The organism is Streptomyces sp. NBC_00209 (genome assembly GCF_045206345.1).
Classification (GTDB): Bacteria; Actinomycetota; Actinomycetes; order Streptomycetales; family Streptomycetaceae; genus Streptomyces.
On record NZ_CP108121.1, the window covers coordinates 4,758,137 to 4,784,044 of the forward strand.

The 25,908-nt window shown below is 73.2% G+C and carries 18 protein-coding genes, 1 tRNA gene and 1 pseudogene; 10 read left to right on the forward strand and 10 right to left on the reverse strand.

Annotation, left to right across the window (positions count from 1 at the left end; genetic code table 11):
- Positions 1–131 precede the first annotated feature (131 nt).
- Positions 132–784, forward strand: a pseudogene (locus OG867_RS21680) (hypothetical protein); the annotation flags it as partial.
- A gap of 177 nt (positions 785–961) precedes the next feature.
- Here OG867_RS21680 and OG867_RS21685 read toward each other — a convergent pair.
- Entirely contained in the window at positions 962–2,104 is a 1,143-nt protein-coding gene (locus tag OG867_RS21685; protein WP_406287669.1) for a Fic family protein, read from the reverse strand.
- A gap of 266 nt (positions 2,105–2,370) precedes the next feature.
- On the reverse strand, positions 2,371–3,705 hold the full coding sequence (locus OG867_RS21690) for an alpha/beta fold hydrolase (RefSeq protein WP_406287672.1): 1,335 nt from the start codon (positions 3,703–3,705) through the stop codon (positions 2,371–2,373).
- Positions 3,706–3,785: 80 nt separating this feature from the next.
- Between OG867_RS21690 and OG867_RS21695 the strand changes: the two genes are divergently transcribed.
- The gene (locus OG867_RS21695) at positions 3,786–4,403 is read left to right on the forward strand and encodes a TetR/AcrR family transcriptional regulator (protein WP_406287675.1); all 618 of its coding nucleotides are present in this window, start codon (positions 3,786–3,788) and stop codon (positions 4,401–4,403) included.
- Between the two features lie 138 nt (positions 4,404–4,541).
- On the opposite strand, the gene OG867_RS21700 is transcribed toward OG867_RS21695, so the two are convergent.
- A tRNA-Arg gene (locus OG867_RS21700) sits at positions 4,542–4,614 on the reverse strand.
- A 318-nt stretch (positions 4,615–4,932) separates the two neighbouring features.
- On the opposite strand from OG867_RS21700, the gene OG867_RS21705 reads away from it, so the two are divergent.
- The 7 genes from OG867_RS21705 (at position 4,933) to OG867_RS21735 (ending at position 13,830) form a co-directional block, all read left to right on the forward strand.
- Positions 4,933–6,585 (forward strand): dynamin family protein, encoded by a 1,653-nt coding sequence (locus OG867_RS21705; protein WP_328904324.1) that lies wholly within the window; start codon positions 4,933–4,935, stop codon positions 6,583–6,585.
- Positions 6,582–8,474, forward strand: coding sequence for a GTPase (locus tag OG867_RS21710; protein ID WP_406287677.1), 1,893 nt, complete (start codon positions 6,582–6,584; stop codon positions 8,472–8,474). Before OG867_RS21705 ends, OG867_RS21710 begins: the two co-directional genes overlap by 4 nt.
- Positions 8,475–8,574: 100 nt before the next feature.
- Positions 8,575–9,174, forward strand: coding sequence for a single-stranded DNA-binding protein (locus OG867_RS21715; protein WP_406287679.1), 600 nt, complete (start codon positions 8,575–8,577; stop codon positions 9,172–9,174).
- 305 nt (positions 9,175–9,479) lie between these two features.
- The gene (locus OG867_RS21720; protein ID WP_406287682.1) at positions 9,480–10,838 is read left to right on the forward strand and encodes an LAETG motif-containing sortase-dependent surface protein; all 1,359 of its coding nucleotides are present in this window, start codon (positions 9,480–9,482) and stop codon (positions 10,836–10,838) included.
- Between the two features lie 216 nt (positions 10,839–11,054).
- Entirely contained in the window at positions 11,055–12,719 is a 1,665-nt protein-coding gene (gene ettA, locus OG867_RS21725) for an energy-dependent translational throttle protein EttA (protein WP_328900210.1), read from the forward strand.
- Between the two features lie 5 nt (positions 12,720–12,724).
- Entirely contained in the window at positions 12,725–13,147 is a 423-nt protein-coding gene (locus tag OG867_RS21730; RefSeq protein ID WP_026171908.1) for a thioesterase family protein, read from the forward strand.
- Positions 13,144–13,830 carry a hypothetical protein gene (locus OG867_RS21735; protein WP_406287686.1) on the forward strand — a complete coding sequence of 229 codons (687 nt, stop codon included), beginning with the start codon at positions 13,144–13,146 and terminating at the stop codon, positions 13,828–13,830. The genes OG867_RS21730 and OG867_RS21735 overlap by 4 nt, the downstream gene beginning before the upstream one ends.
- 30 nt (positions 13,831–13,860) lie before the next feature.
- Here OG867_RS21735 and OG867_RS21740 read toward each other — a convergent pair whose 3' ends face one another.
- The 5 genes from OG867_RS21740 to OG867_RS21760 all read right to left on the reverse strand — a co-directional run bounded on the left by OG867_RS21740 (position 13,861) and on the right by OG867_RS21760 (position 22,621).
- Positions 13,861–14,910 carry a DUF2804 domain-containing protein gene (locus OG867_RS21740; protein ID WP_406287688.1) on the reverse strand — a complete coding sequence of 350 codons (1,050 nt, stop codon included), beginning with the start codon at positions 14,908–14,910 and terminating at the stop codon, positions 13,861–13,863.
- 42 nt (positions 14,911–14,952) lie between these two features.
- Positions 14,953–15,915 (reverse strand): ABC transporter ATP-binding protein, encoded by a 963-nt coding sequence (locus tag OG867_RS21745; RefSeq protein ID WP_406287690.1) that lies wholly within the window; start codon positions 15,913–15,915, stop codon positions 14,953–14,955.
- On the reverse strand, positions 15,912–18,719 hold the full coding sequence (locus tag OG867_RS21750; RefSeq protein WP_406287693.1) for an FtsX-like permease family protein: 2,808 nt from the start codon (positions 18,717–18,719) through the stop codon (positions 15,912–15,914). The genes OG867_RS21745 and OG867_RS21750 overlap by 4 nt, the downstream gene beginning before the upstream one ends.
- A gap of 1 nt (position 18,720) precedes the next feature.
- Positions 18,721–22,044, reverse strand: a complete 3,324-nt coding sequence (locus tag OG867_RS21755; protein ID WP_406287696.1) for an FtsX-like permease family protein — start codon at positions 22,042–22,044, stop codon at positions 18,721–18,723.
- A gap of 172 nt (positions 22,045–22,216) precedes the next feature.
- A complete protein-coding gene (locus OG867_RS21760; protein ID WP_020207350.1) occupies positions 22,217–22,621 on the reverse strand; it encodes a globin in 405 nt (134 codons plus the stop codon).
- Between the two features lie 149 nt (positions 22,622–22,770).
- On the opposite strand from OG867_RS21760, the gene OG867_RS21765 reads away from it, so the two are divergent.
- Positions 22,771–23,880, forward strand: coding sequence for an FAD-dependent oxidoreductase (locus OG867_RS21765; RefSeq protein ID WP_328900204.1), 1,110 nt, complete (start codon positions 22,771–22,773; stop codon positions 23,878–23,880).
- Between the two features lie 23 nt (positions 23,881–23,903).
- Here OG867_RS21765 and OG867_RS21770 read toward each other — a convergent pair whose 3' ends face one another.
- Together OG867_RS21770 and OG867_RS21775 are read right to left on the reverse strand one after the other, a co-directional pair.
- On the reverse strand, positions 23,904–24,365 hold the full coding sequence (locus tag OG867_RS21770; protein ID WP_328904323.1) for a MarR family winged helix-turn-helix transcriptional regulator: 462 nt from the start codon (positions 24,363–24,365) through the stop codon (positions 23,904–23,906).
- A gap of 155 nt (positions 24,366–24,520) precedes the next feature.
- Positions 24,521–25,882, reverse strand: a complete 1,362-nt coding sequence (locus OG867_RS21775) for an FHA domain-containing protein (RefSeq protein ID WP_406287699.1) — start codon at positions 25,880–25,882, stop codon at positions 24,521–24,523.
- Between the last annotated feature and the right edge of the window lie 26 nt (positions 25,883–25,908).

Here is a 25,908-nt window from a genome sequence, read left to right on the forward strand (position 1 = left end):
TGCGTCTGTGAATTGCGGCGACGCGTGCGCCTGTACCGGGCCATGATGGGACCGCGTGACCCTCGTCGTGATCACGACCGGCCTCTACGCCGGATTCCTGCCGGCCTTCCTCATCGCGGTGATGCCCGGCTTGGCTGGACCTGGCCGACCTCAGCCCAAGGAGCAGGCGGCGCTGATCGCTGGCCGGACCGTGGGTGTGCTCCCCTCGGAGGACGCACTGTCCTCGGCCATCGAGGCCGCCTGGGCGGAGGGGCGGCCGCTGCGGGTCAAGCTGGGCATCGACCCTACGTCGTCCGACGTGCACCTGGGGCACACCGTCCCCATGATCATTCTGAGCCGGTTCCAGCGCATGGACGCGACATCGTTCTGATCATCGGGGACATCACGGCGAAGATCGGCGACCCCTCCGGGCGGCGGTGTCGACCAGCTGCTGAACATGCAGATGGGCCGCAAGGTCATGGAGATCGCGGGTCAGAAGCCGCAGCTGGTCCTCTCCATGCCCCTGATCGCGGGCACGGACGGCAGCGGTGCCAAGATGAGCAAGAGCAAGGGCAACTACATCGCCTCGACCGCGACCGCCGACGACATCTTCGGCAAGATCATGTCCATCCCGGACCGGCTGATGGTGCCCTACCTCAAGGCATGGACCGAGTGGACCGACGTCGAGGTGGTCGCGGCTGTCGCCCGTATCGACAGCCAGAGCCGGCACCCGATGGACCTCAAGAAGGTCCTTGCCGGCGAGGCCGTCGCCGCGGTCCACGGCCTCGAAGCGGCGATGGCCGCCGGCCCGACGCGTATGCGGGACGCCCACTGTTTTGGGGGCAGCAGGCCGGCACCAGCGTTGCCCTGGTGTTCGCCGCGTACGCGTAATGCATCAGTGATCAAGAGCGAGATCTGGGGCAGCGACTTGACGGGATGGAGGACGCCCGGGCCACCCCGGTCGCGTCATCGCCGACGGGTGTCACCGCTCCTGCCGGTAGGGGTCCGTGTACGGCTCCATGGACTGGCGGACCTCGTCCCGGACCGGATCCATGAGCGGGCCCGGGGCGTAGTAGCGGGCGCGGGCCTTGCCGTGAGGGACGAGCCAGCCGCGGGCGACGAGTTCCCGAATGTCGCGGATGGCTTGTTGGTCGCTGAGGTCGGCGTCCTGCTGGTAGACAGTGCGGCGCACCTTCGCATCCGAGAACGCGGGCAGCAGGGCGTAGACCACCCGCTCGTCCAGCCCGGTGGCCCCGACGCCTTCGACCAGGCGGGTCCAGGCCCGCGACATGACGTCGAAGCGGCGCTGAGCCTGCTGGGCCTGGCGATGGTGGGCGGTGAGGCAGAACCGGATCCAGGGGCGGGTGTCCCGCTCGGGGCTCCAGTGAGGGCCGCCCACGTCCTCCAGGATCTGGTAATAGGCGTACGTGTTCTGTCCGCGGCCGAGCCATTCCTCGATGGAGGAGAACTCGGCCGGTATCAGCGCCTCACGGGAGAACACCAGGGTGGACAGGGCGCGAGACATGCGCCCGTTGCCGTCCTTCCACGGATGAATCTTGACGAGGTTGAGGTGGGCCATGGACGCGCGGACGTGGACGGGCGCGTCGAGGTCGCCCTCGTTGAGCCAATCGATGAATTCCGACATCAGAGCGGGGACGTTCGTCCGGTCCGGTGCGGTGTAGGCGGGAATCAGAGGATCGTCCGGGCTGGTCACGTAGACGGGTCCGTCGCGCCAGCGGCCGGGACGTTTGTCCAGGTGATGTCCCTGAAGCATGAAGTGCAAGCTGTTCAGCAGGCCGGCGTCGTACTGGAAGTCCTCTCCGGCGTCGGCGAGGGCCTGGATGTAGGTCATGCCGCGCTGATATCCCTCCAGCTCGGCGCGCGTCTTGTCCCCGGTCTCCAGCGGTTCCTCACCGGACATGAGGGCTTCCACATCGTCGACCGTCGCCGCGTATCCCTCGATCGTGTTCGATCCGGCGATGGCGCGGGCGGTGAGGTTGCGGCGCAGCTGGCGAGTCCAGCGCGGGGTGGCCCGGAGCATGTGGCGCAGGGAGCGACGCATGGTTTCGATTTCGTCGAGGACGCGGCGGTCGTTGGCGTCCAGGGAAGGCGTTACGTACAGCATGACTTCATGACATGATAATTGTGTCGTGGAGTCAAGCGTCAGTGCCTCGGTCACCTGGCGGTCTTCCGCCCCCGCCGAAGGGGGTGGCTGTCGTGGACCAGGAAGTCCGGCACCCGGCCGTGACGGTGGGCGAATCGGGCGAACAGTCCGGTGGTCACCCGCGCGGAGCGGCTGAAGGGCGGCCGGGACACCGTGGAGGACAAGGGAGAGGGCGAGATGGACTGACAGGCCGGGCGGCCGGTGCGCTCGTGCCCGGGGCCACTCGCCTACTTGTGGTCATGGAGGAAGGCCGGGATGTCGGCGCGGGTCGGGTAGTCGGGCAGCGGTGCGGGCTTGTCCTGGAGGAATGCGGTGATGACGGCTGCCGCTCGTCGGTCGTTGTCGCCCAGGCCGTTCCACATGTGGTGGCCGACGCCGGGCATGTACTGGGTGCGCTGGATGGCGGGGTTGTCCGCGAGGACGGTTGTCTCCCACTGCCGGACCTGGGAGGAGCACTCGGCGATCATCAGCATCGCGGGCGTCCGGGAGCGCTTGAGCTGCGGGGCGATGGAGGGGGAGTCCTTGATCGTTTCCTGGATGCGGAGGCTGGCGGCGGGGCTGAAGGAGAAGTTCTGCTCCGTGTCCTCGACCGGGATGCGGTGCGCGTCCCGCGCGCAGTAGGCGGACGCGGTGTCGCTGCCGAGATCGGCGGCGGTGAAGGCGTTGTCGCCTTCGGCCTGTCCTGCCAGCCCGTTGTCGGGGTTGAGCAGCCCGAGTCGCATGAGGCCGAAGGCGACCGCGTACCGCGGGACGTGTGTGGAGCGCGGTCCGGTCATGGCCGGGGCGATGCCGCGGGCCGACGGCCGGCCCTTCTGTCCCGCGATCCGGGCGGTGGGGCCGTCCATCGGGCCCGGCTCGGCGATGACCGCCCGGTGCAGACGGGCGGCGACGGCCGGGTCGGCCAGCGCGCGGGTGAGGGCGACCGCGCCCGAGGAGAATCCCAGTACGTCGGCACGGCCCTCACCGAGTCTGCCGACGAAGGCACCGAGGTCCTGGACGGACCGGGTGATCGAGTACTGGTCCATGGGCAGCAGGTCGCTGCGTCCACCGCCGGCCTGCTCGTACGCGTACACGTCGTGTCCCTGGCCCGCGAGCCGTTGCAGGAAGCGGTGGTCGAGCACTGAGATGCCGCGCACCGGTCCGCCGTTGAGGTAGACGAGCGGAACGCGGTGGCGGGGGCCGTCGCCGGTGGGCGGGTAGTGGTAGACCGCGACCCGGCTGCCGGTGGACAGGCGCCAGTGCTCGGTGGTGACGAACGACAGGGCGGCCGGGTAGCGGCGCGTCGTGGGAACGGTGGGGACGCACACCGACAGCGTCAGGGCCGCCGCGACGAGCACCGGCAGGAAGGGCACCAGCCGCCCCCGCCAGGAGCGTCGGCGGCCCCGCCACAGCGCCGCGACGACCGCGACCCCGACAGCCGCGGACCATGCGGCCAACCCCGACCCCGCTCCGTCGGTGGCGACGATCAGCGCCAGGAACACGACGACCATCCCCACCGCCCCGGCGACAGCCGCCAGCAGGCGGCCGACAAGGTGTAGCGAACGTATGGCGGATGGTGACATGGTGAGCTCTCCCCGTTTTGTAACGCAGTTTCGTAACGTCGTTTTGAAACGATGTTATCAGAACGGGTAAGCTGTTTCCCATGGGAAGGCCGAGAACGAACGACGCCGAGGTCGGAGAGCGGCTCGTGGGGTGCGCGACCGAGATGTTCGCCACCCGCCCGCAGGAGTCGGTCACGGTGCGCGCGCTGGCCACCGCCGCCGGAACGTCGACGGCGGCGGTGTACACGTTGTTCAAGGGGAAGGACGGACTGATCCGCGAGGTGCGCGACCGGGCGGTCTCCGGCCTGTTCCGGGACCTGGCGGCCGTCCCCGGCTCGGAGGCGGCCCTGGAGGATCTGCGCGCGCTGGCCGTGGCGTATCGCCAGTGGGGGCGCGAACACCGCCATCTGTACACGGTGTTGTTCGGCGGCGCGCAGTCCTTCGTCCCGTCGGCCCAGGTCGGCGAGCGGGACCCGGTGCGGCCGCTCGTCGCGGCGATCGACCGCGCCGTGGCGGACCGTATCCTCGCGGGCGACACCACGCTGATCGCCGTCTCGTTGTGGGTCGCCCTGCACGGGCTCGTGACCCTCGAACTCGCCGGGAGCCTCGACGGCGCCTCGGCCGAGACCGCGTTCCGGTCGACGGTCGATGCGGTCCTCCGCGGCTGGGCGACCCCCGCCGCCTTCCCAGCCCTTCGACGCCCGGACCCGGCGCGCTGAGGCGTCCGGCCTCATTGCCGGGCGGGCCCCTCTCGCCGGTCCGGCGCTTACGTTCCCGCTACGCCCTGCTGGGTAGCATGCCGCTGACCAGCGAAAAGGCCCTCCGGGGTGGAGGGCCTCACAGGGCTGGGATCTGTGCGCCCCCGGCAGGACTCGAACCTGCGGCCAAGTGCTTAGAAGGCACCTGCTCTATCCACTGAGCTACGGGGGCCGGGTGGTGGCTGCGGTGGTCAGGAGCCCCGGGACCCGGGCGGTCCGTGACCTTGCCGGGACAAGGATAGGGCTCCGATTGGCTCGACCTCGTTGCTTCACCTGCGTGGCACGATGTGGAGGTTCGGTGAAGCGAGACGATAATCGCAGGTAGGCCCGGATCACGCACCGCTTTTGGCGCTTCACGCCACGGGTGTTGTGCACTCGTTATGCCTGCGTCCCACTCATCCCGTCTGTCCGGACGGAGGAACCGGCGCGCAGAGGTGGCTATACGCTTCAAAAAGGCTCCAAAATTGGGCATTCTTCGCATGTGGTGACCTTGGACGTACGGCCTCAGCTCATCGACGCACTTTCCGCCCTGCGCGACCGTGTCGCTGCCGTGCGTCTCCCACTCCCGCTCCCAGGCGCCCCCCGCGCCAGGCAGACCAGGACCGAGCTGCTCGCCCAGCTGGACGACTACCTGCTGCCCCGGCTCAAGGATCCCGAGGCGCCCCTGCTCGCCGTCATCGGCGGATCGACCGGCGCCGGCAAGTCGACACTCGTCAATTCCCTGGTGGGGCGCCGGGTCAGCGAGGCCGGGGTGCTGCGCCCCACCACCCGCACGCCCGTCCTCGTCTGCCACCCGGACGACCAGCACTGGTTCACGGGCGTACGGGTGCTGCCGCAGCTCACCCGGGTCTGGCTGCCGCCCGAGGAGTACGCCGAGCCCGGCCAGTGCGACGACCTGGACGGACCCGACGGCCACGCGGCCGAGGAGGGCACCGCGCTGCGCGTCGAGACCGCGCCCGGGCTGCCCCGCGGGCTCGCCCTGCTGGACGCCCCCGACATCGACTCCCTCGTCGTCCGCAACCGGGTCCTGGCCGCCGAACTCATCTGCGCCGCCGACATCTGGGTCATGGTCACGACGGCCTCCCGGTACGCCGACGCCGTGCCCTGGCACCTGCTGCGTACCGCCAAGGAGTACAACGCCTCGCTCGTCACCGTCCTCGACCGCGTCCCGCACCAGGTGATCGCCGAGGTCTCCCGCCAGTACGGGGCCCTGCTCACCAAGGCCGGGCTCGGCGAGGTGCCCCGGTTCACCATCCCCGAGCTGCCCGAATCGGCGGGCGGCGGCCGCGGCCTCCTGCCCACCACCGCCGTTGCCCCGCTCCGCGCCTGGCTCGCGCACCGCGCCCAGGACCCGGCCGCCCGCCAGCAGGCCGTCGGCCGGACCGCCGCCGGGGTCATCGACTCCCTCGACGTCCGGATGCCCACGCTCGCCGGAGCCGTCGCCGCGCAGTACGCCGCAGCCGTGCGGCTCACGGGTGTGGTCGAGGAGGCGTACGGCAAGGAGGGCGCCCGGCTCCGGCGCAGGCTGAAGAACGGCGGCGCGCTCGCCGGCGACGCCCGGACCAGGTGGCGGGGCTACCCCACGTACAGCAGCTCCGACGAAGTGCTGGACGCGCTGGTCGAGAGCCTGGCCGCGCTCCTGGAGTGCGGCGTCGCGGCCGCCGACGAGCAGATCCGCGCCGTCTGGCGCAAGGAACCCGCGGCGGCGGCCTTCGCCTTCGAGGCGGCGGGCCGCGAGGAGGGCGGCTGGGGACCGGCCGAGGACATCCGGGGCCGGATCGACATGGCCGTACGCAGATGGCGCCGCATCCTGGAAGAACTCGCCGAGGAGGAGCTGCGCCTGATGGAGCGCAACACCGCTCCGGACCCCGAGACCGTCGCCGCCCTGCTGGCCGCCGCCCTGCTCGGCGGACGCCGCGCCCGCACCGCCGGCGAACAGCTCGCCGAACGCATGGGGGCGCAGGGCGCGCTGCGGCTGCGTGACAAGGGCGGCGCGCTGCTCACCAACTGCCTCGACCACGTGCTGAACGGCGAACGCGACCGGCGGCTCGCCCCCCTGGACGCCCTCGACGTGGCCCCCGAGCCACAGGCCGAACTCATTGCCGCGCTGTCCCTACTGCAGAAGGAGAGGTGGCAGCGATGACTGCCGTCACTGACGAGAATCCGGGGCAGGGCGGGACCGGGGAGCAGCTGTCCGACACCTCACGCTCCGGCACCGGCTGGGACGACGGGCTGATCGCCCGGCGCGCGCAGGCCGACCGGAAGGAGGCCGGACAGACCCCGGACGAGGTCCCCGAGGACGAGGACGAGGACGACGGACGGCCGCAGGTCGAGGCGTACGTGGACTCCGGCAGCCCGCTCCGGCCGCGCCTGGACGCCCTGCGTGAGCTCGTCGGCCTCTCCCGGGCCCGCCTGGACCGGGCCGCGCTCGCCGAGGCGGGCCGGGTGCTGGACGAGGCGGCGGCCCGGCAGCGGCTCTCCTCCCGGCACACCGTCGTCGCCATCGCCGGGGCGAGCGGCAGCGGAAAGTCGGCCCTCTTCAACGCGCTCGCGGGCGCCCAGCTCTCCGAGACCGGCCTGCGCCGCCCCACCACCTCCTCCCCCCTCGCCTGCTCCTGGACCGACGGGGCCGCCGGACTGCTGGACCGCCTCGCCGTGCCCGGCAGGCTCCGGCGCAGGCCGACGCCGGGCGCGGCGGCCGACGAGGCGCTTCAGGGCCTGGTCCTGGTCGACCTGCCCGACCACGACTCGGCGGCGAAGGGTCACCGCGACCAGGTGGACCGCGTGCTCGCGCTGGTCGACGCGGTGATCTGGGTGGTGGACCCGGAGAAGTACGCGGACGCCGCCCTGCACGAGCGCTACCTGCGCCCCCTCGCCGGCCACGCCGAGGTCACCTTCGTCGTGCTCAACCAGATCGACCGGCTCCCGGGCGAGGCCGCCGACCAGGTCCTGGACGACCTGCGCCGGCTGCTGGACGAGGACGGCATGGCGCTCGGCGAGCACGGCGAGCCCGGAGCGACCGTCCTGCCGCTGTCCGCCCTCACCGGCGAGGGCGTCGGCGAACTGCGCGAACTGCTGGGCCGGTTCGTCCAGGACCGCACGGCCGCCACCCGCCGCCTGTCCGCCGATGTGGACGCGGCGGCGGCCAGGCTCCGCCCGGTGTACGTCGCCGAGGGACGGCCGGGTCTGGGGGAGCGGGCCCGGGAGGAGTTCACGGACCGGCTCGCCGAGGCCGTGGGCGCGGCGGCGGCGGGCCAGGCGGCCGAACGCGAGTGGCGCCGCAACGCCGGACGGGCCTGCGGCACGCCGTGGCTGCGGCTGTGGCGCTGGTACGAGACAGCCCGGCAGCCCGGCAGCCGGGACCGGGCCCCGCTCGCCGCCCCGCCCGAGGAACGGCTCACCGCCCGTCAGCGCGTCGAGCAGGCCGTGCGCACGGTCGCGGACGACGCCGCGGCCGGACTGCCCGGACCCTGGGCGCAGGCGGTGCGGGAGGCCGCGGTGCACGGGGCGAAGGGGCTGCCGGACGCGCTGGACGAACTGGCGGGGCGCGTGACGGGCGGGGAGACGGCCGCGCGGGGCGCCGGCGGCGGCGCGGTGTGCGCGACGGCTTCGGAGCCCGCGGGCGGCCCGGCCGGTGAGGGCCGGGGCGGGCGCGCCGCCGGGAGGCCGCCGCGCCCCGCGTGGTGGCCGGCGGCGGTGCTGGCGCAGGTCGCGATGACGCTGTTGCAGATTTTCGGCGGCCTGTGGCTGGCCGGCCAGATCATCGGGGTGCTGGAGCCGGGGCTGCTGACGCCCGCCCTGGTGATGCTCGGGGGCATCGTGGGCGGCCCGCTCGTCGAGTGGTCGTGCGCGGCGGCGGCCCGGGGGCCGGCCCGGCGGTACGGGCAGGAGGCCGAACGGCGGTTGCGCGAGGCCGCGGCGGCCTGCGGGCGGGCCCGGGTGCTCGACCCGGTCGCGGCCGAGCTGATGCGCTATCGCGAAGTGCGGGAACGCTATGTGGCGGTGACGGAGTTTTCCACAACGGGCCGTTAGTCCACAGCCCCCGGCAGGATTTCCGCCTCCCCTCCAGCATGGGACCGGTGACCGCGCGCACGGCGCGGCCACGGGATCCGGGCGAAGGGGAGGCGGAGTCATGAACGAGACCCTGGTGACGCTGGTGGGCAACGCGGCGACGGCGGTGGAGTTCCGGGAGACGGTGAGCGGGGGCATGGCCCGGTTCAGGTTCGCGGTGACGCCCCGGCGGTGGGACCGGGTGAAGGAGGTCTGGGCCGACGGGCACACGAGCTTCTACACCGTGTGGGCGTGGCGCACGCTGGCCGTGAATCTGACGGGCTCGGTCGCGGTGGGGGAGCCGCTGGTGGTGCACGGCAGGCTGAAGGTGCGCGAGGAGGAGTTGGAGGGGCAGCGCCGCACCTTCGTGGACATCGAGGCGGTGGCGGTGGGCCACGATCTGACCCGGGGCACCGCGGCGTTCCGCCGGGTGCTCAGGGGCGAGCAGGGGCTGACATCGAGGTACGGCCCGGCGCCGGTCGCGGCGGGGGCCGATCCGTGGGCGGTGCGGGAGGCGCCGGAACGGCCGGGCGAGGAGCCGGTGGGCGGTGGTGAACCGGTGGGAGGCGTGGAGCCGTCGGAGGAGGCGCCGGTGCGGGAGCGGCCGGCGCGGCGGCGGACGGTGCGTCAGAAGGGCGGTGCGGCGCCCCGGAAGCCCGACTCCGATCTGGTGACCGCGTGATGACCACGCGTGCCGGGGCCGGTGGGGGCAACAGGGCACGAGTTGCCCGTGATAACGATTGCGATTCGGAATGGTTGTCGGATGGTATGGCGGGGGACTGTTCATGGCCCGCTCCATAGGATCTCCCCGTACTCACAAGGCACTTGAGTAGTCAGGCGGGACAACCCCCACACGCGTACCGGGCGCGAGGGTCTCGCCCGGAGGGGAAATAAGTGTTTTCTGCTTCTTCAGCGACCGCTTCGTCATCCAGGGCGACGGCTCCGACCGCACGGCGCGGGCGCATAGCCCGGCTGACCGCTTCCGTGATGGCGTCCGGCCTGGTCGTGGCCGGAGCCCTCGTCGGCGCCGGCACCGCGACGGCCGACGAGGTGCCCGCGCACCAGGGCGGGGCCACCGCCGTACTGGACGGCCTCAAGACCTTCGACACCGCCTACGTCCACGCGGACGGAAAGCAGGACAAGGTGTCCGCGGGCCTGTTCGAGATGAACGTCGACGGCGGCGGCACGCTCAAGACGTACTGCATCGACATCCACAACCACACCCAGGACCAGGCGAAGTACCTGGAGACCCCCTGGGGCCAGACCTCGCTCGGCAGCAACAAGGACGCCGGCAAGATCCTCTGGATCCTGCAGCACTCCTACCCGCAGGTGAACGACCTCTCGAAGCTCGCCGAAGCGGCCGGCACCGGCGCGCTCACCGAGAAGACCGCGGCGGCCGGTACGCAGGTCGCGATCTGGCGGTTCTCCGACCACGTCGACGTGACCGCCCAGGACGAGCAGGCGGAGAAGCTCGCCGACTGGCTGGAGAACTCCGCCACCGTCATCGCCGAGCCCAAGGCGTCCCTGGCGCTCGACCCGGTCGCGGTCTCCGGCCGCTCCGGTGAGCGCCTCGGCCCGGTCACCGTCCGCACCAACGCCGGTCAGGCCACGGTGACCCCGCCGGCGGACCTCGCCAGCGGCGTGAAGGTCACCGACAAGGCGGGCAAGCCCGTCACCACGGCGTCCGACGGCGACCAGCTCTACTTCGACGTGCCCGCCGGCTCCGAGGAGGGCACCGCCTCGCTGACCGTCCAGGCCGCCACCTCCGTCCCGGTCGGCCGCGCCTTCGCCGGGGTCACCAAGAGCCAGACCCAGATCCTGGCCGGCTCCAGCGAGTCGACGGTCTCCGCGACCGCCACCGGCACCTGGGCCAAGAAGGGCCCGATCCCGACGGCCACCGCCGAGAAGAACTGCGACAAGGGCGGCGTCGACATCACCGTCGGTAACCAGGGCGACGAGCCGTTCACCTTCGAGCTCGACGGCAAGCAGAACACCGTCGAGGCCGGCAAGACCGTGACCGTCACCGTGCCCGTCGCCGAGGACCAGGCGTACGACGTCACGGTCACCGGCCCGAACGGCTTCTCCAAGACCTTCAAGGGTGTCCTGGACTGCAAGACCACCAGCAGCGGCACCGGCGGCACGGACACCCAGACCGGCGGTGACGAGCCCACCCCGACCACGGCCACGGCCGGCGGCAGCACCTCGGGCGGCGACGACACCAACCTCGCCGAGACCGGCAGCTCCAGCGCCACCCCGATGATCGCGGGCATCGCCATCGCCCTGGTCGTCGTCGGCGGCGGCGCGGTCGTGCTCCTGCGACGCAAGGGCCGCACCGCCAGTGAGTGACCAGCGGTAGCACACCGTCACACGCACTGATCAAGGCCCCGGCAGGCTTCGGCCCGCCGGGGCCTTCGCGTACCCCCGCCGCACCACCCCGTCCCGCCCGCACGTACCGAGACCCGGGATCGCGCGTATCGCGCACCGGACCGGTTTCCGTCAAGAGGCGGCCGTCAGGCAAGATGGGATGCATCTGCCCACTCATCGATTGCCGGACGGTTTCTCTTGGCTGAGTACATCTACACGATGCGCAAGACACGCAAGGCGCACGGCGACAAGGTCATCCTTGACGACGTGACGCTGAGCTTCCTGCCCGGCGCGAAGATCGGTGTGGTGGGTCCCAACGGTGCCGGTAAGTCCACGGTGCTGAAGATCATGGCGGGCCTGGAGCAGCCCTCCAACGGTGACGCGTTCCTGTCGCCCGGGTTCAGCGTCGGCATCCTCATGCAGGAGCCCCAGCTCGACGAGGCGAAGACGGTTCTGGAGAACGTCCAGGACGGCGCCGCCGAGATCATGGGCAAGCTCAAGCGCTTCAACGAGGTCGCCGAGCTCATGGCGACCGACTACTCCGACGCGCTCATGGACGAGATGGGCAAGCTCCAGGAGGACCTGGACCACGCCAACGCGTGGGACCTGGACGCCCAGCTGGAGCAGGCCATGGACGCCTTGGGCTGCCCGCCCGGCGACTGGCCCGTCGTCAACCTCTCCGGTGGCGAGAAGCGCCGCGTCGCGCTCTGCAAGCTCCTCATCGAGGCGCCCGACCTCCTGCTCCTGGACGAGCCCACCAACCACCTCGACGCCGAGTCGGTGAACTGGCTGGAGCAGCACCTGTCCAAGTACGCGGGCGCCGTGGTCGCCGTCACCCACGACCGCTACTTCCTGAACAACGTCGCCGAGTGGATCCTCGAACTCGACCGCGGCCGGGCCATCCCCTACGAGGGCAACTACTCCACGTACCTGGAGAAGAAGGCCACCCGCCTCAAGGTCGAGGGCCGCAAGGACGAGAAGCGCCAGAAGCGGCTCAAGGAAGAGCTGGAGTGGGTGCGGTCCAACGCCAAGGGCCGCCAGACCAAGTCCAAGGCCCGTCTCGCCCGGTACGAGGAGATGGCCGCCGAGGCGGACAAGATGCGGAAGCTGGACTTCGAGGAGATCCAGATCCCGCCGGGGCCGCGGCTCGGTTCCATCGTGGTCGAGGTCGAGAACCTCTCGAAGGCGTTCGGCGACAAGGTCCTCGTCGAAGACCTGTCGTTCACGCTCCCGCGCAACGGCATCGTCGGCATCATCGGCCCGAACGGCGCCGGCAAGACCACGCTGTTCAAGATGATCCAGGGCCTGGAGACGCCGGACAGCGGCTCCATCAAGGTCGGCGACACGGTCAAGATCAGCTACGTCGACCAGTCCCGCGCCAACATCGACCCGAAGAAGACCCTCTGGGCCGTCGTCTCGGACGAGCTGGACTACATCAACGTCGGCCAGGTCGAGATGCCTTCGCGGGCGTACGTCTCCGCGTTCGGCTTCAAGGGCCCGGACCAGCAGAAGCCGGCCGGTGTCCTCTCCGGTGGTGAGCGCAACCGCCTCAACCTGGCGCTGACCCTCAAGGAGGGCGGCAACCTGCTGCTCCTCGACGAGCCCACCAACGACCTCGACGTCGAGACCCTGTCCTCGCTCGAGAACGCGCTGCTGGAGTTCCCGGGTGCGGCCGTGGTCATCTCCCACGACCGCTGGTTCCTGGACCGCGTCGCCACGCACATCCTGGCGTACGAGGGCGACTCCAAGTGGTACTGGTTCGAGGGCAACTTCGAGTCGTACGAGAAGAACAAGATCGAGCGTCTCGGTGCGGACGCGGCCCGCCCGCACCGCGCCACGTACAAGAAGCTCACGCGAGGCTGATCGTCTTGGCTCGTCACATCTACAGCTGCCCGCTGCGCTGGTCGGACATGGACGCCTTCGGCCACGTCAACAACGTGGTCTTCCTCCGCTATCTGGAGGAGGCGCGGATCGACTTCATGTTCCGGCTGGCGCCGGGGGACGGCTCGCCGTCCTTCGCGGGCGGCTCCGTCGTGGCGCGGCACGAGATCGACTACGTGCGGCCCCTGGTCCACCGGCACCGCCCGGTGACCGTCGAGTCCTGGGTCACGAAGATAGGCGCCGCGTCCCTGACGATCGCCTACGAGATCAAGGACCCGGACCAGGTCTACGTACGCGCCTCGACCGTCGTCGTGCCGTACGACCTGGCCGCCGAGCGCCCCCGGCGCATCTCCCCGGAGGAGAAGCGGTTCCTCCAGGAGTACCTGGCCGAGGAGCCCGCCGCGGTATGACCGTGTCCGTACAGTCGCTGCGGTTCGCCGACGCGAGGGAGTCCGCCGATCTCGGCGCCTTCCTCGGGCGGCTGCTCCACTACGACCGTGCCGCCGCCGTACGCCTCCAGGCGGGCGGCGGCGCGCTCGCCGTGTTCGGCAGGCCCCCGTCCTTCGACGTGCTGGCGATCCGCACGGCCCGGCTCGCCGACCCGCACGACTTCGACGTCACCGTGTCGGCCGGCGACCTCCTGGAAGCCCTGCCCGACGAGGGGCCGGACGCCGCCGTCCTGCCCGCGCCGGTCACCGGGCCGCCCTGGGCCGGTGTCCTCCCCCCGCGCGGCGGCTGGCGGGAGCGGTCCGGGCTGCCCGGCCCGGTAGCCCTGCGCGCCGCTCTCACCGCCGCCGTCACCGAATTCCGGGTCCGCGACGAGGCCCTGCCCGAGGACCGGCGCACCCGCGAGGAGCGGGACCGCATCGGCCACGACATCTGGTCGCGCACCCTCGCGAGCACCGAACTCCCGCTCCGCGCGGTGCACGCCGCGCAGTCCCTCGGCTTCCTGCGCGCCGACCCCGCCTTCCCGGTCGCCCTCCTGGCGGCCGGCAGTTGGCTGCGCCTGCGCACCCCGTACGGCTCCGTCGCCCTGCGCCGGGCCGGAGCGGTGGGCGGCCTGGGAGACCTCGCGGTCTCCGTGAACGGCTGAATCCCGCGTTCCTACGCAGTAAAGCTCCGCTCACCACCGCATCCGCACGTCCTCCGCCCACCCCAGCAGGCGCTCCACCGCGATCCGCGTCCCGTCGTCCGCGCGGACCGTGCCGTCGTAGTGGCCGAACAGCTGGTCGGTGCGATTCGCCAGCACCCCCGCCTCGGTGCGGACGCGGCGGTTGTGGAACGGAGTGAACGTCAGGTCGACCTGCCCGGTCAGCGGAGTGCGGATCGTCCACGGGCGGAGCGGGTCCACGGCGGACCAGCGCCAGTCCAGCTCCTCGCCGATCTTGCTGAGCCGGCCGTCCACGCAGAGCGCGTTCTCCGTGGAGCCGGTGCCCAGCGTCCACTGCCCGCCGAGCTGGACGCCCAGGGTGTGCCCGTCGGTGCGGCCGGACGCGGCGCCCCAGTTCCAGCGGACCGTACGCGGCCAGCGGCCCCGGCCGTGGTCCAGCACGGCCCAGGTGTCGTCCCCGTCGAAGTCCAGGAACTCCCCGCCCACCCTGACCCGGCCGGACGCGGGCAGCGCGGTCTGCTTGGAGGTGTACTGGAAGCGCCGGCTGTCCCACGGCACGACCACGGAGAGCGATTCGTGGTCCGCCGGCCGGGCGACCAGGAGGTCCACCTCCACCGGCACCCGCTCCGGGGTCAGACAGCGGGCCCGCAGCCGGGTGCCGCCGGGCTCGTCGCGGATCTCCACGCGCACCTTTCCGCCCGTCGGGCGCGCCGGGCCCGTCGCCACGTCGGGGGTGCCGGGGGAGCCGGCCACGGTGTCGGGGAGGCGGGCGCCGAGACCGGCGGGGAGGATCGCCGTACGTTCGAACTCAAGGCCGCCGGGCGTGTATTCGAGCAGGTAGACGCTGTTCAGGGCGAGGAAGTCCAGATCGCTGACGGTCAGCGCCACCAGGTGGGTGGGCGTCGCCACGCACCAGTACTCCCACCGCTTCGTCCGCCCCCAGCCGCGCAGATTGGCGCGGTGCAGCGGGGTCCGCGACCAGCCGACCGCCGCCGGGTCGAGGCTGCCGTCGGGCAGGCACAGGTCCACCGGCTCGGTGATCTCGCGTTCGAACGTCGTCATGGCCGGATCCTAACGGCCGGTCACACGGTGTTCCGGGGCCGGTCACCCGCCCTTCGGGCCGTCCGGCCACACCCCGATGTGGTCCTGCTCCAGCTCCAGCATCACCCGGTGCTCCATGCCCAGCGCCTCGGTGTAGTCGGCGGGGAGCTGCAGCCGGCCGGCGCGGTCGAGCATCGCGTACTCGCGGGCGACCTGGGACTCCTGGCCGGTCGCCGCGTCGACCTCGGTGCGGCGCAGCACCTCGAAGGACGTGCGGCCGTCGCGGATCGCGACCGTACGCCGCACCTCGTCGGCGACCGCCTGGTCGTGGGTGACGATCACGATCGTCGTGCCCAGCTCCTCGTTGGCACGGCGGAACGCGGCGAAGACCTGCTCCCCGGTGGCCGAGTCGAGTTCGCCGGTCGGCTCGTCGGCGAGCAGCACCGAGGGGGAGTTGGCGAGCGAGACGGCGATGGCCACCCGCTGCTGCTGGCCGCCCGACATCTGATGCGGGCGCCGGTCGCGGCAGTCCTCGACCTCCAGCATCTTCAGCAGCGCCTCGGCGCGCGCGGCCCGTTCGCGGCTCCGGCCCCGGCCGCGCAGCTGCATGGGCAGGGTGACGTTCTGGATCGCCGTGAGATACGGCAGCAGGTTGCGGGCGGTCTGCTGCCAGACGAAGCCGACCACGTCCCGGCGGTAGCGGAGGCGTTCCTTCGGCCCCATGGACAGCAGGTCGCGGCCCGCCACCTTCGCCGCCCCGGCCGTCGGCTCGTCCAGGCCCGCCAGGATGTTCATCAGCGTCGACTTGCCGCTGCCGGACGCGCCGACCAGCGCCAGCAACTCGCCCTCCTCCACCAGCAGATCGAGGCCCTGGAGGGCCTGCACCTCCACCCCGTCCGTGGTGAAGATGCGTACCAGCCGGTCGCAGGCGATCAGCGCGTCATGGCCGTAGGAGGGCCGGTCGCGCCGGGCGGTGGCCCGCTGTTCGAGCTCCGCCAGCGTGGAATCGGTCGACGGCGTCGTCATCGGGAGTCTCCTGCCCTGAGTTCGGTGATCGATCCGCGGCGGCCGGCCCACCACGCCTGCACACCGGCCACCGCCCCGGTCAGCACGATGACACCGAGCGCCGGGAGGACCAGCGACCACGGATCGGTGCGCAGCGGAGCGGTGTCCAGCAGGCTGGTACCGGGGCCGGACGAGAGTGCCAGGCGTACGAGGTCGATCCCCGGGGCCAGCAGAGCGATGGTCGCCCAGCCGACGAGGAGCCCGCCGCCGGCCGCGAGCAGCGCCTGCGGCAGGGCCTCGAAGCCCAGCAGCCGCCCGCCCTGCCGGGAGGTGAGACCCATGGTGCGCAGCCGGGCCAGCAGCGTGGTGCGCTCCGGCGCGGTCTGGAGCAGCGAGAGCAGGACGGCGAGCAGGGCGTATCCGGCGCCGGCGATGATCGCCGCCAGATAGATCCGCTCCGCCCCGGACTGCATCGGGGTGTCGACGTACGTGGCCCGCTCCTCGGAGCGCAGCTGTACGGCGGCCTTCTCGCCCGAGTGCCGCGCCGCCGCGCGCAGTTCCTTCGCGTCCAGCCCGTCCCCGGTCAGCAGCAGCGCCGTGGTCTGCCGGTGGGTGAAGGCGGCGGCGTCCACGACGATGAAGGAGCTGCCGTCCACCGCGGGTGTACGGGTGACCGTGGCGGCGGCCTTCACCCTGAAGTCGCCGGCCAGCGCGCGGAGGCCGAGCGGCCGGTCGCCGAGGCGTTCGGCGACGGACGGCGAGACGAGTGCCGGCACGACCCGGTCCTCGTCCGGCGGCGTCCCCTCGCGGACCGCCGCGCCCTTCGCCCGCAGCCGGTCGGCGGAGAACGGGCCGAGCCCGGTCGAGCGGGCCAGCGCGGCGTACGTGGCGGGGTCGACCCCGATCAGGGTCGCACCCTTGGCGTCCTGGGTGCCGTTGTCCGGGGCCGGCAGGGCCACCCCGAACTCGACCTGGACCCGGGCCGATCCGCGTACCCCGCCGGCCTTCTCCACCGCGCGGACCAGACCGGCCGACAGCGGTACGGAGTCGGCCTCGCCGGTGACCCGGGCGTCCGCGCCGGTGGCCAGGACGGCGGCGTCGTCGCGGGCGTCCGCGACCCCCGCGAGGACCGAACCGCCGAACGCGGCCGTGGTCAGCGCGACCAGCAGGGCGAGCAGCGGCAGGGTGCCGGCGGCCGAGGTGCGGCCGGCCCGGGCCAGCGACAGGAAGCCGACCGCGCCGCGCAGCCGGGACACCGAGCGCAGCGCCAGGCGCAGCGGCAGCGGGTAGAGCCTGACCAGCACCACCGCCGCGATCAGCCCGACCAGTACCGGCGCGGCGCTGACCAGCAGGTCGGTGCCGCCCTCGGCGTCCGTGCCGCGCCGGCGCAGAGCGAGGACCGCGCCCACGGCCAGGACGAGGAGGGTGAGTTCGGCGACGGTGCGCCGCCGGGACGGGCGCGCGGTCGCCAGGTCGTCCCGGCCGATGTGGGTCTGCGGGGTGCGGTGGCGCAGGGCGGTGCGCAGGGGGAGCGCGGCACAGACCAGGGCGACGACCGCGCCGGCGCCGACCGCTGCGGGCCACAGCCGGGCCTCGCCCACGGTGAGCACGGCGAGCAGCAGACCCAGCGCCCCGGCGGGCACCGCGGTGACCGCGGTCTCGGCGAGGAGCCGGCCCCCGATGCCCCGCAGGGAGCCGCCCCGGGCCCGCAGCAGGGCGAGTTCGGCGTGTCTGCGGCCGGCCAGGAGCCCGCCCGTCATCAGCAGGACGACGACGGCGACCGCGCCGATGCCGACGGCGGCGACGGTGACGACGGGCTGGATCGCGGTCCGCATCCCCTCGTACCCGGTCAGGATCTCGTCCAGGTCCGTCGCCATGCTCACCGTGGCACCGGCCACGTCGCGCATGGCCAGCAGCCCCGGGCCGCCCTCCAGCGACGCCACCGAGGTCCGCAGCTCCGGCACGTCCAGCGCGGTGAGGCGCGAGACGTCCGGCGCGATCCGCCAGTACAGCTCGGGCTGCCCGGCGGTGGAGAGCAGGGCGGGCGCGGCGTCCGGTGGCAGCAGCAGCGCGGCGATCCAGTAGTAGCGGGGCGTGTCCTTGGTGGGCTTGGCCACCAGCGAGGGCGTCCGCAGCAGCGGCTCGGCCGACCAGTAGGAACCGTCCGGGTTCTTCGGGGCGACGATGCCGGTGATCCGCACGGTCAGGGTGTCGTCGCCCCGGGTGGGGACGGCGATCGTCGCGCCGGCCTCGATGCGCAGCGCCTTCGCGGTGTCCTCGGTGACGGCGGCCTCGACCTCCCTGGTGCTCATCGACACCGTGCCGTGCGTGGCGGGCCAGCCGCCGGAGCGCAGGGTGGCGTGGGAGGACAGCCCGGACTGGGTGACGTACGTCAGTGTCGGGTCCAGGCCGAACGGGCGCGGGAACCACGGCTCGCCGGCCGCGATCGGAGTCGAGGTGCGTATCCCGTACGCCGACTCGGCGGTGTCGGCGCGCAGTGGAGCGGGAAGCCGCTTCAGGACCTGCGCGTGGGCGGCGGCCATGGTGCCCTCGCGCACCGCGGCCTCGCGTGCCGCCGGGGGCAGTTCGAGGCCGGGCTGGGGGCCCTTCAGCTCCAGCACGCTGTGCGCCGGGGTCGCCGTGCCGAGGTCGTGGCGCAGCCCCTTCGTCCCGTACGCGTCGACGGAGCGCGGGAAGGCGGCGGCGAGGAACGCGGTCACCAGCACCAGCAGTGCGAACGCGCAGGCGGCGCCGGGTGCCGTGCGCAGCCGGGTGCGCACCCAGGGGGCGCAGGGGGCCGCGGCGCGGGGGGTTCGGGCACTCATGTCAGTTGTCCCCCTGGGTGCGCAGCGAGATCGCGGGGTCGGCGCGGCGCAGGGTCAGGGCGGCGACGATGAGGAGGGGCAGGGCGGCGACTCCGGCCAGCAGCGCGGCGACCTGTCCGGGCGGCAGCTGGACCAGGACCGGTGGCACCGGCTGGGCGGCCTGCCCGGTCAGCACGATCAACGGCACGACCGCCCGGGTCAGCAGGGCCCCGAGCAGGGCCCCGACGAGCAGCGCTATCGCGATCAGGACGCCCTGCTCGGCGGCGGTCATCCGGGCCAGTTGGCGACGCGGGGTGCCCAGCGCCCGCAGCACGGCGAACTCGGCGGAACGTTCCCGCTGGGAGCCGGCCGCGGCCACTGCGAAGCCGACCGCGGCCAGCGCGGCGGCGATCACCGCGACGGCGAGCAGCGCGGACTGCGGGCCCGCCCCCAGTGGGTCGGTGACCAGCTCGTCGGCGATCTCGTCGCGCACCTGGACCTGGACGGGGTCGGTGTCGGGCTGTGCGCGCAGGGCGGCGGCCACCTCCGCCGTGCGGCCCGGTTCGGTGCTCAGCCACCACTCCGTGGCGGTCAGCCGGGCGGTCGGGCGCGCGGCGAGGACCTCGCCGAGGGAGCGCAGGTCCAGCAGGAGCGCCCCGCCGTCCCTGGCCCGCTGGGACTCGGCCGACGCGCTGGAGGAGCCCGAGCCGGGTCCGGTGGTGGGCAGCCGGTGCACGGACCGGGTGATCGTCACCCGGACCGTCTCGCCGGCCAGGGTCACATCGGTCTTCTGGCCGGGCTTGGCACCGGTCGCCTTGAGGTACGCGTCCGTGGCCACGGCGTTCAGGGCCGGGGCCTGGGGACGGGCCGCGGTGAGCCGCACGCCGATGGTGGGGACCGAGTACGCCGCGTCCTCGGCGGTGACCGAGCCGGTGGAGTAGCCGACGGCGAGGGGGGTGGCGGCCGTCGCGGCCGGGGAGAGCGGCACGCCCGGCTTCGGCTCCTCCACGAGGGAGTCCTCGGTCTGCTCGCCCTGCCAGCGGAAGCCGTCGGGGACGGGGACGGGCCGTTCGGTGCCGTCGGTGGCGGTCGTCCGCAGCGCGCTCACGGCCAGCCGCTGCGACTCCGCGTGCTCCACGGGCTGCTTGCCGCTCAGCTCGATCCCGGTGACGGCGAACCCGGCGCCGGGCGCCACGGCGACGGAGAGCGGGTGCGCCTTCCCGTCGGCGGGGGCGGACCCGGCGACGACCTGGTAGGGCAGCCCGTAGCGGTCCTCCAGGAGGACGGAGACCCGGGCGGTCATGCCGGACGGTGAGGCCGTGCGCGGGGCGCCCTCGGTGGATATCCGTACGTCGAAGTGGAGACGGGTGCTGTGGTCCGGCAGCGGCAGCCCGACGCGGGCGGCCTTCGGCGGGGCCAGGGCGTCGAAGAGCCCGGCCACCGGGCCGCCCCCGAGGTCGTCGCGCATCAGCATCCGCTCGTCGGCGTGCGCGGTGTCCAGGGCGAGGATCTCGGCGGTGCGCTCGCCGGAGAGGCCCACCGTCGTGCGGTAGGCGGGCGCCGCCGCGCGTACCCCGGGCAGCTGTCCGTACGCGGGTGCCTTCGCCGGGTCCGCGTTGACACCGGCGGTCATGCGCACCGACGCTCCGGACCTGAAGTCGGCCTGGTCGCTCTGCGAGCGGTTCCACGACGTGCTCTGCCCGATCGCCAGCATGCCCATCGCCACCGCGAGGACCAGCAGCAGCACGGGCCCGGCACCCCGCAGCGGCCGGCGGCTGAACTGCCAGCCCGCCAGCGCGGTCGTCAGCCCCCGCCCGCCGGAAGCGCGCCGCTCCGCGAGCCTGGCGGCGGGCGGCAGCAGACGCAGCGTCAGTACGGTGCCGGCGAGCAGGGCCAGCGCGGGCGCGGCCACCAGCAGCGGGTCGATCCCGAGCCCGCCCGCCCGGTCCCCGCTGAGGGCGCCGCTCCCCGAGCCCTTCGTCTGCCGGTCCAACTGCCAGTACGCCACCGCCGCGACGAGCAGCAGCGCGAGGTCGGCGCCCGCCCGCACCGGGCCCGGCAGCGCGGCGGACCGCGTGGTGCGCCGCCCCCCGCCGCCCGCGGCCAGGGCGGGCGCCACGACGGCGAGCGCGCAGGCCAGCGCGGTGACGGCGGCGACCAGCCACACCTGTCCGGTGACGCCGGTGTCCAGGCGGAGCCCGATCCGGGAGAGCTCGCTGCGGTCCGCGAGGAGCCGGGTCAGCGGGCCGGAGAGCAGGGGCGCGACGAGGGCGGCGGGCAGCGCGAGGAGCAGCGCCTCGACGGACGCGAGCCAGGTGATCCGGGCCCGCGAGCCGCCGCGCGCCCGCAGCAGCTCGGTCTCGCCGGCCCGCTCGCTGCTGAGCAGCCGGGCCACGAGGAGCAGGGCGTATCCGGCGAGCAGGACCAGCTGCACGGCCACGATGGTGAGCGTCGAGCGGGAGACCAGCAGGGCCCGGTCGATCTGTTCCAGGACGGTGGGCAGCGAGGTCTGCGCGGTGGCCCCGTCCGTGAACCCGGGCTGTGCCAGCAGCTTCTTCGGGCCGGCGGTCGCCGCCTCGCGCAGCGCCGCCATCCGGTCCGTGGTGACCGGGCGGAAGTCGGCGGACGCCAGCCAGGACACCTCGCCCGAGGTGGTCCGGCCGGAACCGAGCACGGCGGGATCGGTGAGCAGGGGACCGTACGTGGTGAAGACGACCTTGCGGACGCCGCGCCCGCCGAGCGCGTCCAGCTGCCAGTACGGGTCGGCCTGGTCGGCGGCCTTGTAGAGCCCGGTGATCACGACGTCCACCGGCTTGCCGCCCAGCCGGTCGGTGAGCCTCAGCCGGGCGCCGGGCTTCAGCGACAGCGCCTCGGCGGCGGTCGCGGGCAGGGCCACCTCGACGGGGGCGCCGCTCTTCCCCGCCCCGGCGGCGGGCATGCGTCCGGCGGTGAGGCGGACGCGGCTGCGGTCCAGCGAGGCGAAGTGCGTGAGGTCGGGGTCACCGCGCCGGGCGGCCGGGTCCTGGAGGCTGCGCGGCAGCGCGTACGGGCCGGACGCCTCCAGCTTCCGTACGGTCACCGGCAGCCCGTCGAAGGTCTCCCGGGCGGCCTTGCGCGCCGCCGCGTCGGCCGGCTGCCGCTCGTCCGGTTCCAGCTGCGCGGAGACGACGAGCGAGGCGGGGACGGCGGAGCGGTGGGTGAGCGTGTGGCGCAGCGCGGCATCGCCGACGGAACCGGAGAACGCGGTGAGCGCGGCCAGGACCGAGGTGGTCAGGAGCACGGCCAGCACGGCCGCCGCGAGGAGGAGCCGGTGCGCCCTCACCCGCAGAAAGACGAACCCCGTCACTTGCCCCCCAGTCACCACTCACCGCACGCGCGCCCCCCGGCGTTGTCTGGATGCTGTCAGACGGCCCGTGCCCGTGGAAACCGCTGACGGGTACAACTTGATGCATTCGTGACCGCTATCCGGTCGCGGAGTACCGGATTCCGGCCGGATGTGGGCGGTCGGTGACCAGTGGTCAGCCGTCGGTGTTCACCATCGAGGCGGCCGCGTAGGTGAGGTAGTCCCAGAGCTGGCGCTCGTGCTCCGGGGCGAGACCCAGCTCGTCCAGCGCGACGCGCATGTGGTGCAGCCAGGCGTCGTGCGCGGCACGGTCCACCCGGAACGGCGCGTGCCGCATCCGCAGGCGGGGGTGCCCGCGCCGGTCGCTGTAGGTGCGCGGTCCGCCCCAGTACTGCATGAGGAACAGCGCGAACCGCTCCTCGGCAGGACCGAGGTCCTCCTCCGGGTACATCGGCCGCAGCAGCGGGTCCTCGGCGACGCCCTGGTAGAAGCGGTGGACCAGGCGCCTGAAGGTCTCCTCGCCACCGACCTGCTCGTAGAAGGTCAGCTCCTGCACCGTGTCGCGCGGAATCTCAGTCACGCGTCCATGGTCGCAGACGCGCGCCGCGACGGGCCGGGCTCGGGGGATCCTCTCCGTTTCCGGCCCTTTCCGTCTTGTCGGTTCGTTGTACGAACTACTATGGTTCGCGTAACGAACGAAATAGTGTCCCTTCAATGGCTGGGGTCGGCATGGCAAACGGAACAGGTAAGCGCACCGTCGTCGTCATCGGCGGCGGATACGGCGGCTCGGCCGTCGCGAAGGCGCTCGACGAGGAAACCGATGTGGTGCTGGTCGACCCGAAGGACGCATTCGTCCACGCGGCGGGCTCCCTGCGGGCGCTGGTCCGGCCCGACTGGGCGGAGAACATCTTCTTCCCGTACGACACCCTGCTGAAGCGCGGCACCGTCCGCCGCGAGCGGGCCGTCGCCGTGGACCGCGGCGGGGTCACCCTGGCCGGCGGCGAGCGCGTCGACGCCGACTACCTGGTGCTCGCCTCCGGGTCCGACTACCCCTTCCCGGCCAAGACCGACACCGACCTGGCGGGTGAGGCGCTGGCCCGGATCAGGGAGGCGCACCAGGAGCTGGCCGGGGCCGGGCGGGTCCTGATCGCCGGCGCCGGACCGGTCGGCCTCGAACTCTCCGGCGAGATCAAGGCGGTCTGGCCCGAGAAGCACGTGGTCATCACCGACCCGGCCGATGAGCTGCTGCCGGGCTTCCTGCCCGAGGTCCGTGAGGAGCTGCTGCGCCAGCTGGACGCGCTCGGCGTGGAGCTGCGGCTCTCCACCGCGCTCACCGGCGAGCCGGCGGCCGCCCCCGGGCGGCTCGACCCGTTCACGGTGACCACCGACGGCGGTGAGCGCATCGAGGCCGACCTCTGGTTCCGCTGCTACGGCGTGCGCTCCAACGGCGACTACCTCGCCGACGGCCGGGTCTCCGAGCGCGACGCGCAGGGCCGGGTCCCGGTGGACGAACGGCTCAACGTCACCGGGCACCGGCACATCTACGCCCTCGGCGACCTCACCGACCTGGCCGAGGCCAAGATGGCCGGGTACGCGATGAAGCACGCCGAGGTGGTCGCGGCCAACATCCTCGCTCAGGTGCGCGGCGAGGACCCGGCGGCCGTCTACCTGCCGTCCCCGGTGCGCTCCGCGCTGCTCCCGCTCGGGCCCGGCGGCGGGGTGGGACAGGTCCCCTCGCCGGGCGGGCCGGTGCTGCTGCCGGCGGAGGAGGTCAGCGCGTACAAGGGCAAGGACCTGTTCACCGGGCGCTTCGCGGAGCTCTTCGGCATCGTGCGCTGACGGCCCAGTGGCAGGGGCGGTCCTCAGCAGCCGGGGGTGGCCGCCGGGGTGTTCTCGCAGGACTCGCGGAAGACCATGGGCACCTTGTTCTCCAGCACCAGGCGGCCCAGGAGTGCGGTCAGCTGCTCGCGGCCGGCCGCGTCGAGCCCTTCCGCCAGGGCCTCGACGCGCCGGCAGGTCTCCGCGTAGAACGCCTCGGCGAGCTCGCTCCCGGCCTCGGTCGGGGCGACCCGCACCGCGCGCCCGTCCTCCGGATCGGCCTCCCGGCGCACCAGGCCGCGCTGCACGCACCGGTCCACGAGGCCGGTGAGGCTGGACTTCGCCAGACCCAGTACGGTGCCCAGCTCGCGCATGCCGTACGGCTTCACCATCAGCACGCAGAGCAGTTGGCCCTGCTGGGCGGTGATTCCGTGTTCGCGTCCGGAATCGGCGTACACGGCATTCACCAGGAATGCGGAGCGCACCAATGCGGTGGCGATCCCCATCTGCCCCTCGTCGGCCTTTCGCATGTGAACAGAATATGGCAGGCGCGAGCGGTACGGACCCGCCCGGACCGTACATTCGTGGTACGAACTACCGCACGGAAGAGCGGCCGGTGAAGGGGCATCCCCTCACCGGCCGCTCTTTTGCGCGCGGTTCGTCAGTCCCGGCGGACCGTGATCGTCGTCCACGCGCCGACGTGCACCTGGTCGCCGTCCTGGAGCGGAACGGGGACGTAGGGCTGGATCGGCTCCTCGGAGCCGTTGACCGTCGTGCCGTTGGTGGAGTTCTGGTCGACCACGGCCCAGCTGCCGTCCGGCTGCTGCACCAGCACGGCGTGCTGGTGCGAGACGCCCGGGTCCTCCGGCGGCACCGACAGGTCGATGTCCGGGGACTCGCCCGTGCTGTGCCGGCGGCGGCCGATCGTGATCTGCCCGCCGGTGAGCGCGAGCTGCTGCTCCGGGGAGTACGCGGGCAGGTTGAGCCCGGTCGCCTCGGGGCCGCTGCGCTGCATCATCGCCAGGAAGTACTCACGGTCGGGCGCGATGAACGCGGTCCAGTTGTTGGACAGCGGCGGCCGGCCGGGCCCGGGACCGTGCTGAGGGCCGGGGTCGCCGTGCTGTCCGTGGCCGTGGCCCTGCGGGCCGGGGCCGCCGTGCTGCGGGCCCGGTCCGTGCTGGCCGAAACCCTGCGGGCCAGGCCCCTGCTGCCCCGGGAGCGGCGGCTGCGGGCCCGGGCCCGGCGGGGGCGCGGGCTGCGAGGGCGGGGACAGCAGCCAGTCGTCGCCGTCGGTGCGCGGCGGGGCCGGCGGGGGCGCCGTCTGCTGCTGGAAGGCGGGCGGTGCGCCCTGCTGCTGGAACGGCGGCGGGCTCTGCGGGCCGCCCTGCGGACCCTGCTGGTACGGGGGCGGGGGCGGCGGCGGCCCCTGCCGGCCCTGCGGACCGGGGCCGGGGCCCTGCGGACCGGGACCCTGCGGACCGGGGCCGCCCTGGCCGAACGGCGGCGGGCCGCCCTGCGGGCCCTGGCCGAAGGGCGGCTGCCCCTGGCCCTGGCCCTGGTGGCCGGACTGGCCCGGGCCCGTGGACAGGGGCTCGGCGGACCGGTTCACCTGCGAGGGGCGGGAGCTCTGGTAGTCGAAGGGGTCGCGCGACTGCGGCGGACCGGGCGGCTGCTGCGCCGGGAAGCCCTGCGGCCGGTTGCCGGCGGGGCCGGGGTCGCCCGGGAGGTTGTGCCGGGGAGCCAGCGGGGTGTAGGACGTCGCCGTGTTCGTGAGGAAGTTCCAGCGGCACTCCTCGCAATACGGCGCCATCGCCTCGCGCGGCGTGCGGCACTGCGGGCACAGCTCGGCCTGGGCGGTCGCGTCCGGGTCGTGCGGCCGGGGATATCCGTAACCGTGTGCGGGCGGCGGGGGAGGCGGCGGGGGGACCGCACCCGCAGGCGCGCCCGCCCCGGTCATGCGGTGGCCGCAGACCTCGCACCAGTCCTCGGAACCCGACTGGTGTCCGTTCGGGCAGGTCGGCATGTCGGCGCTTCCCCCTCTCCTTCTCC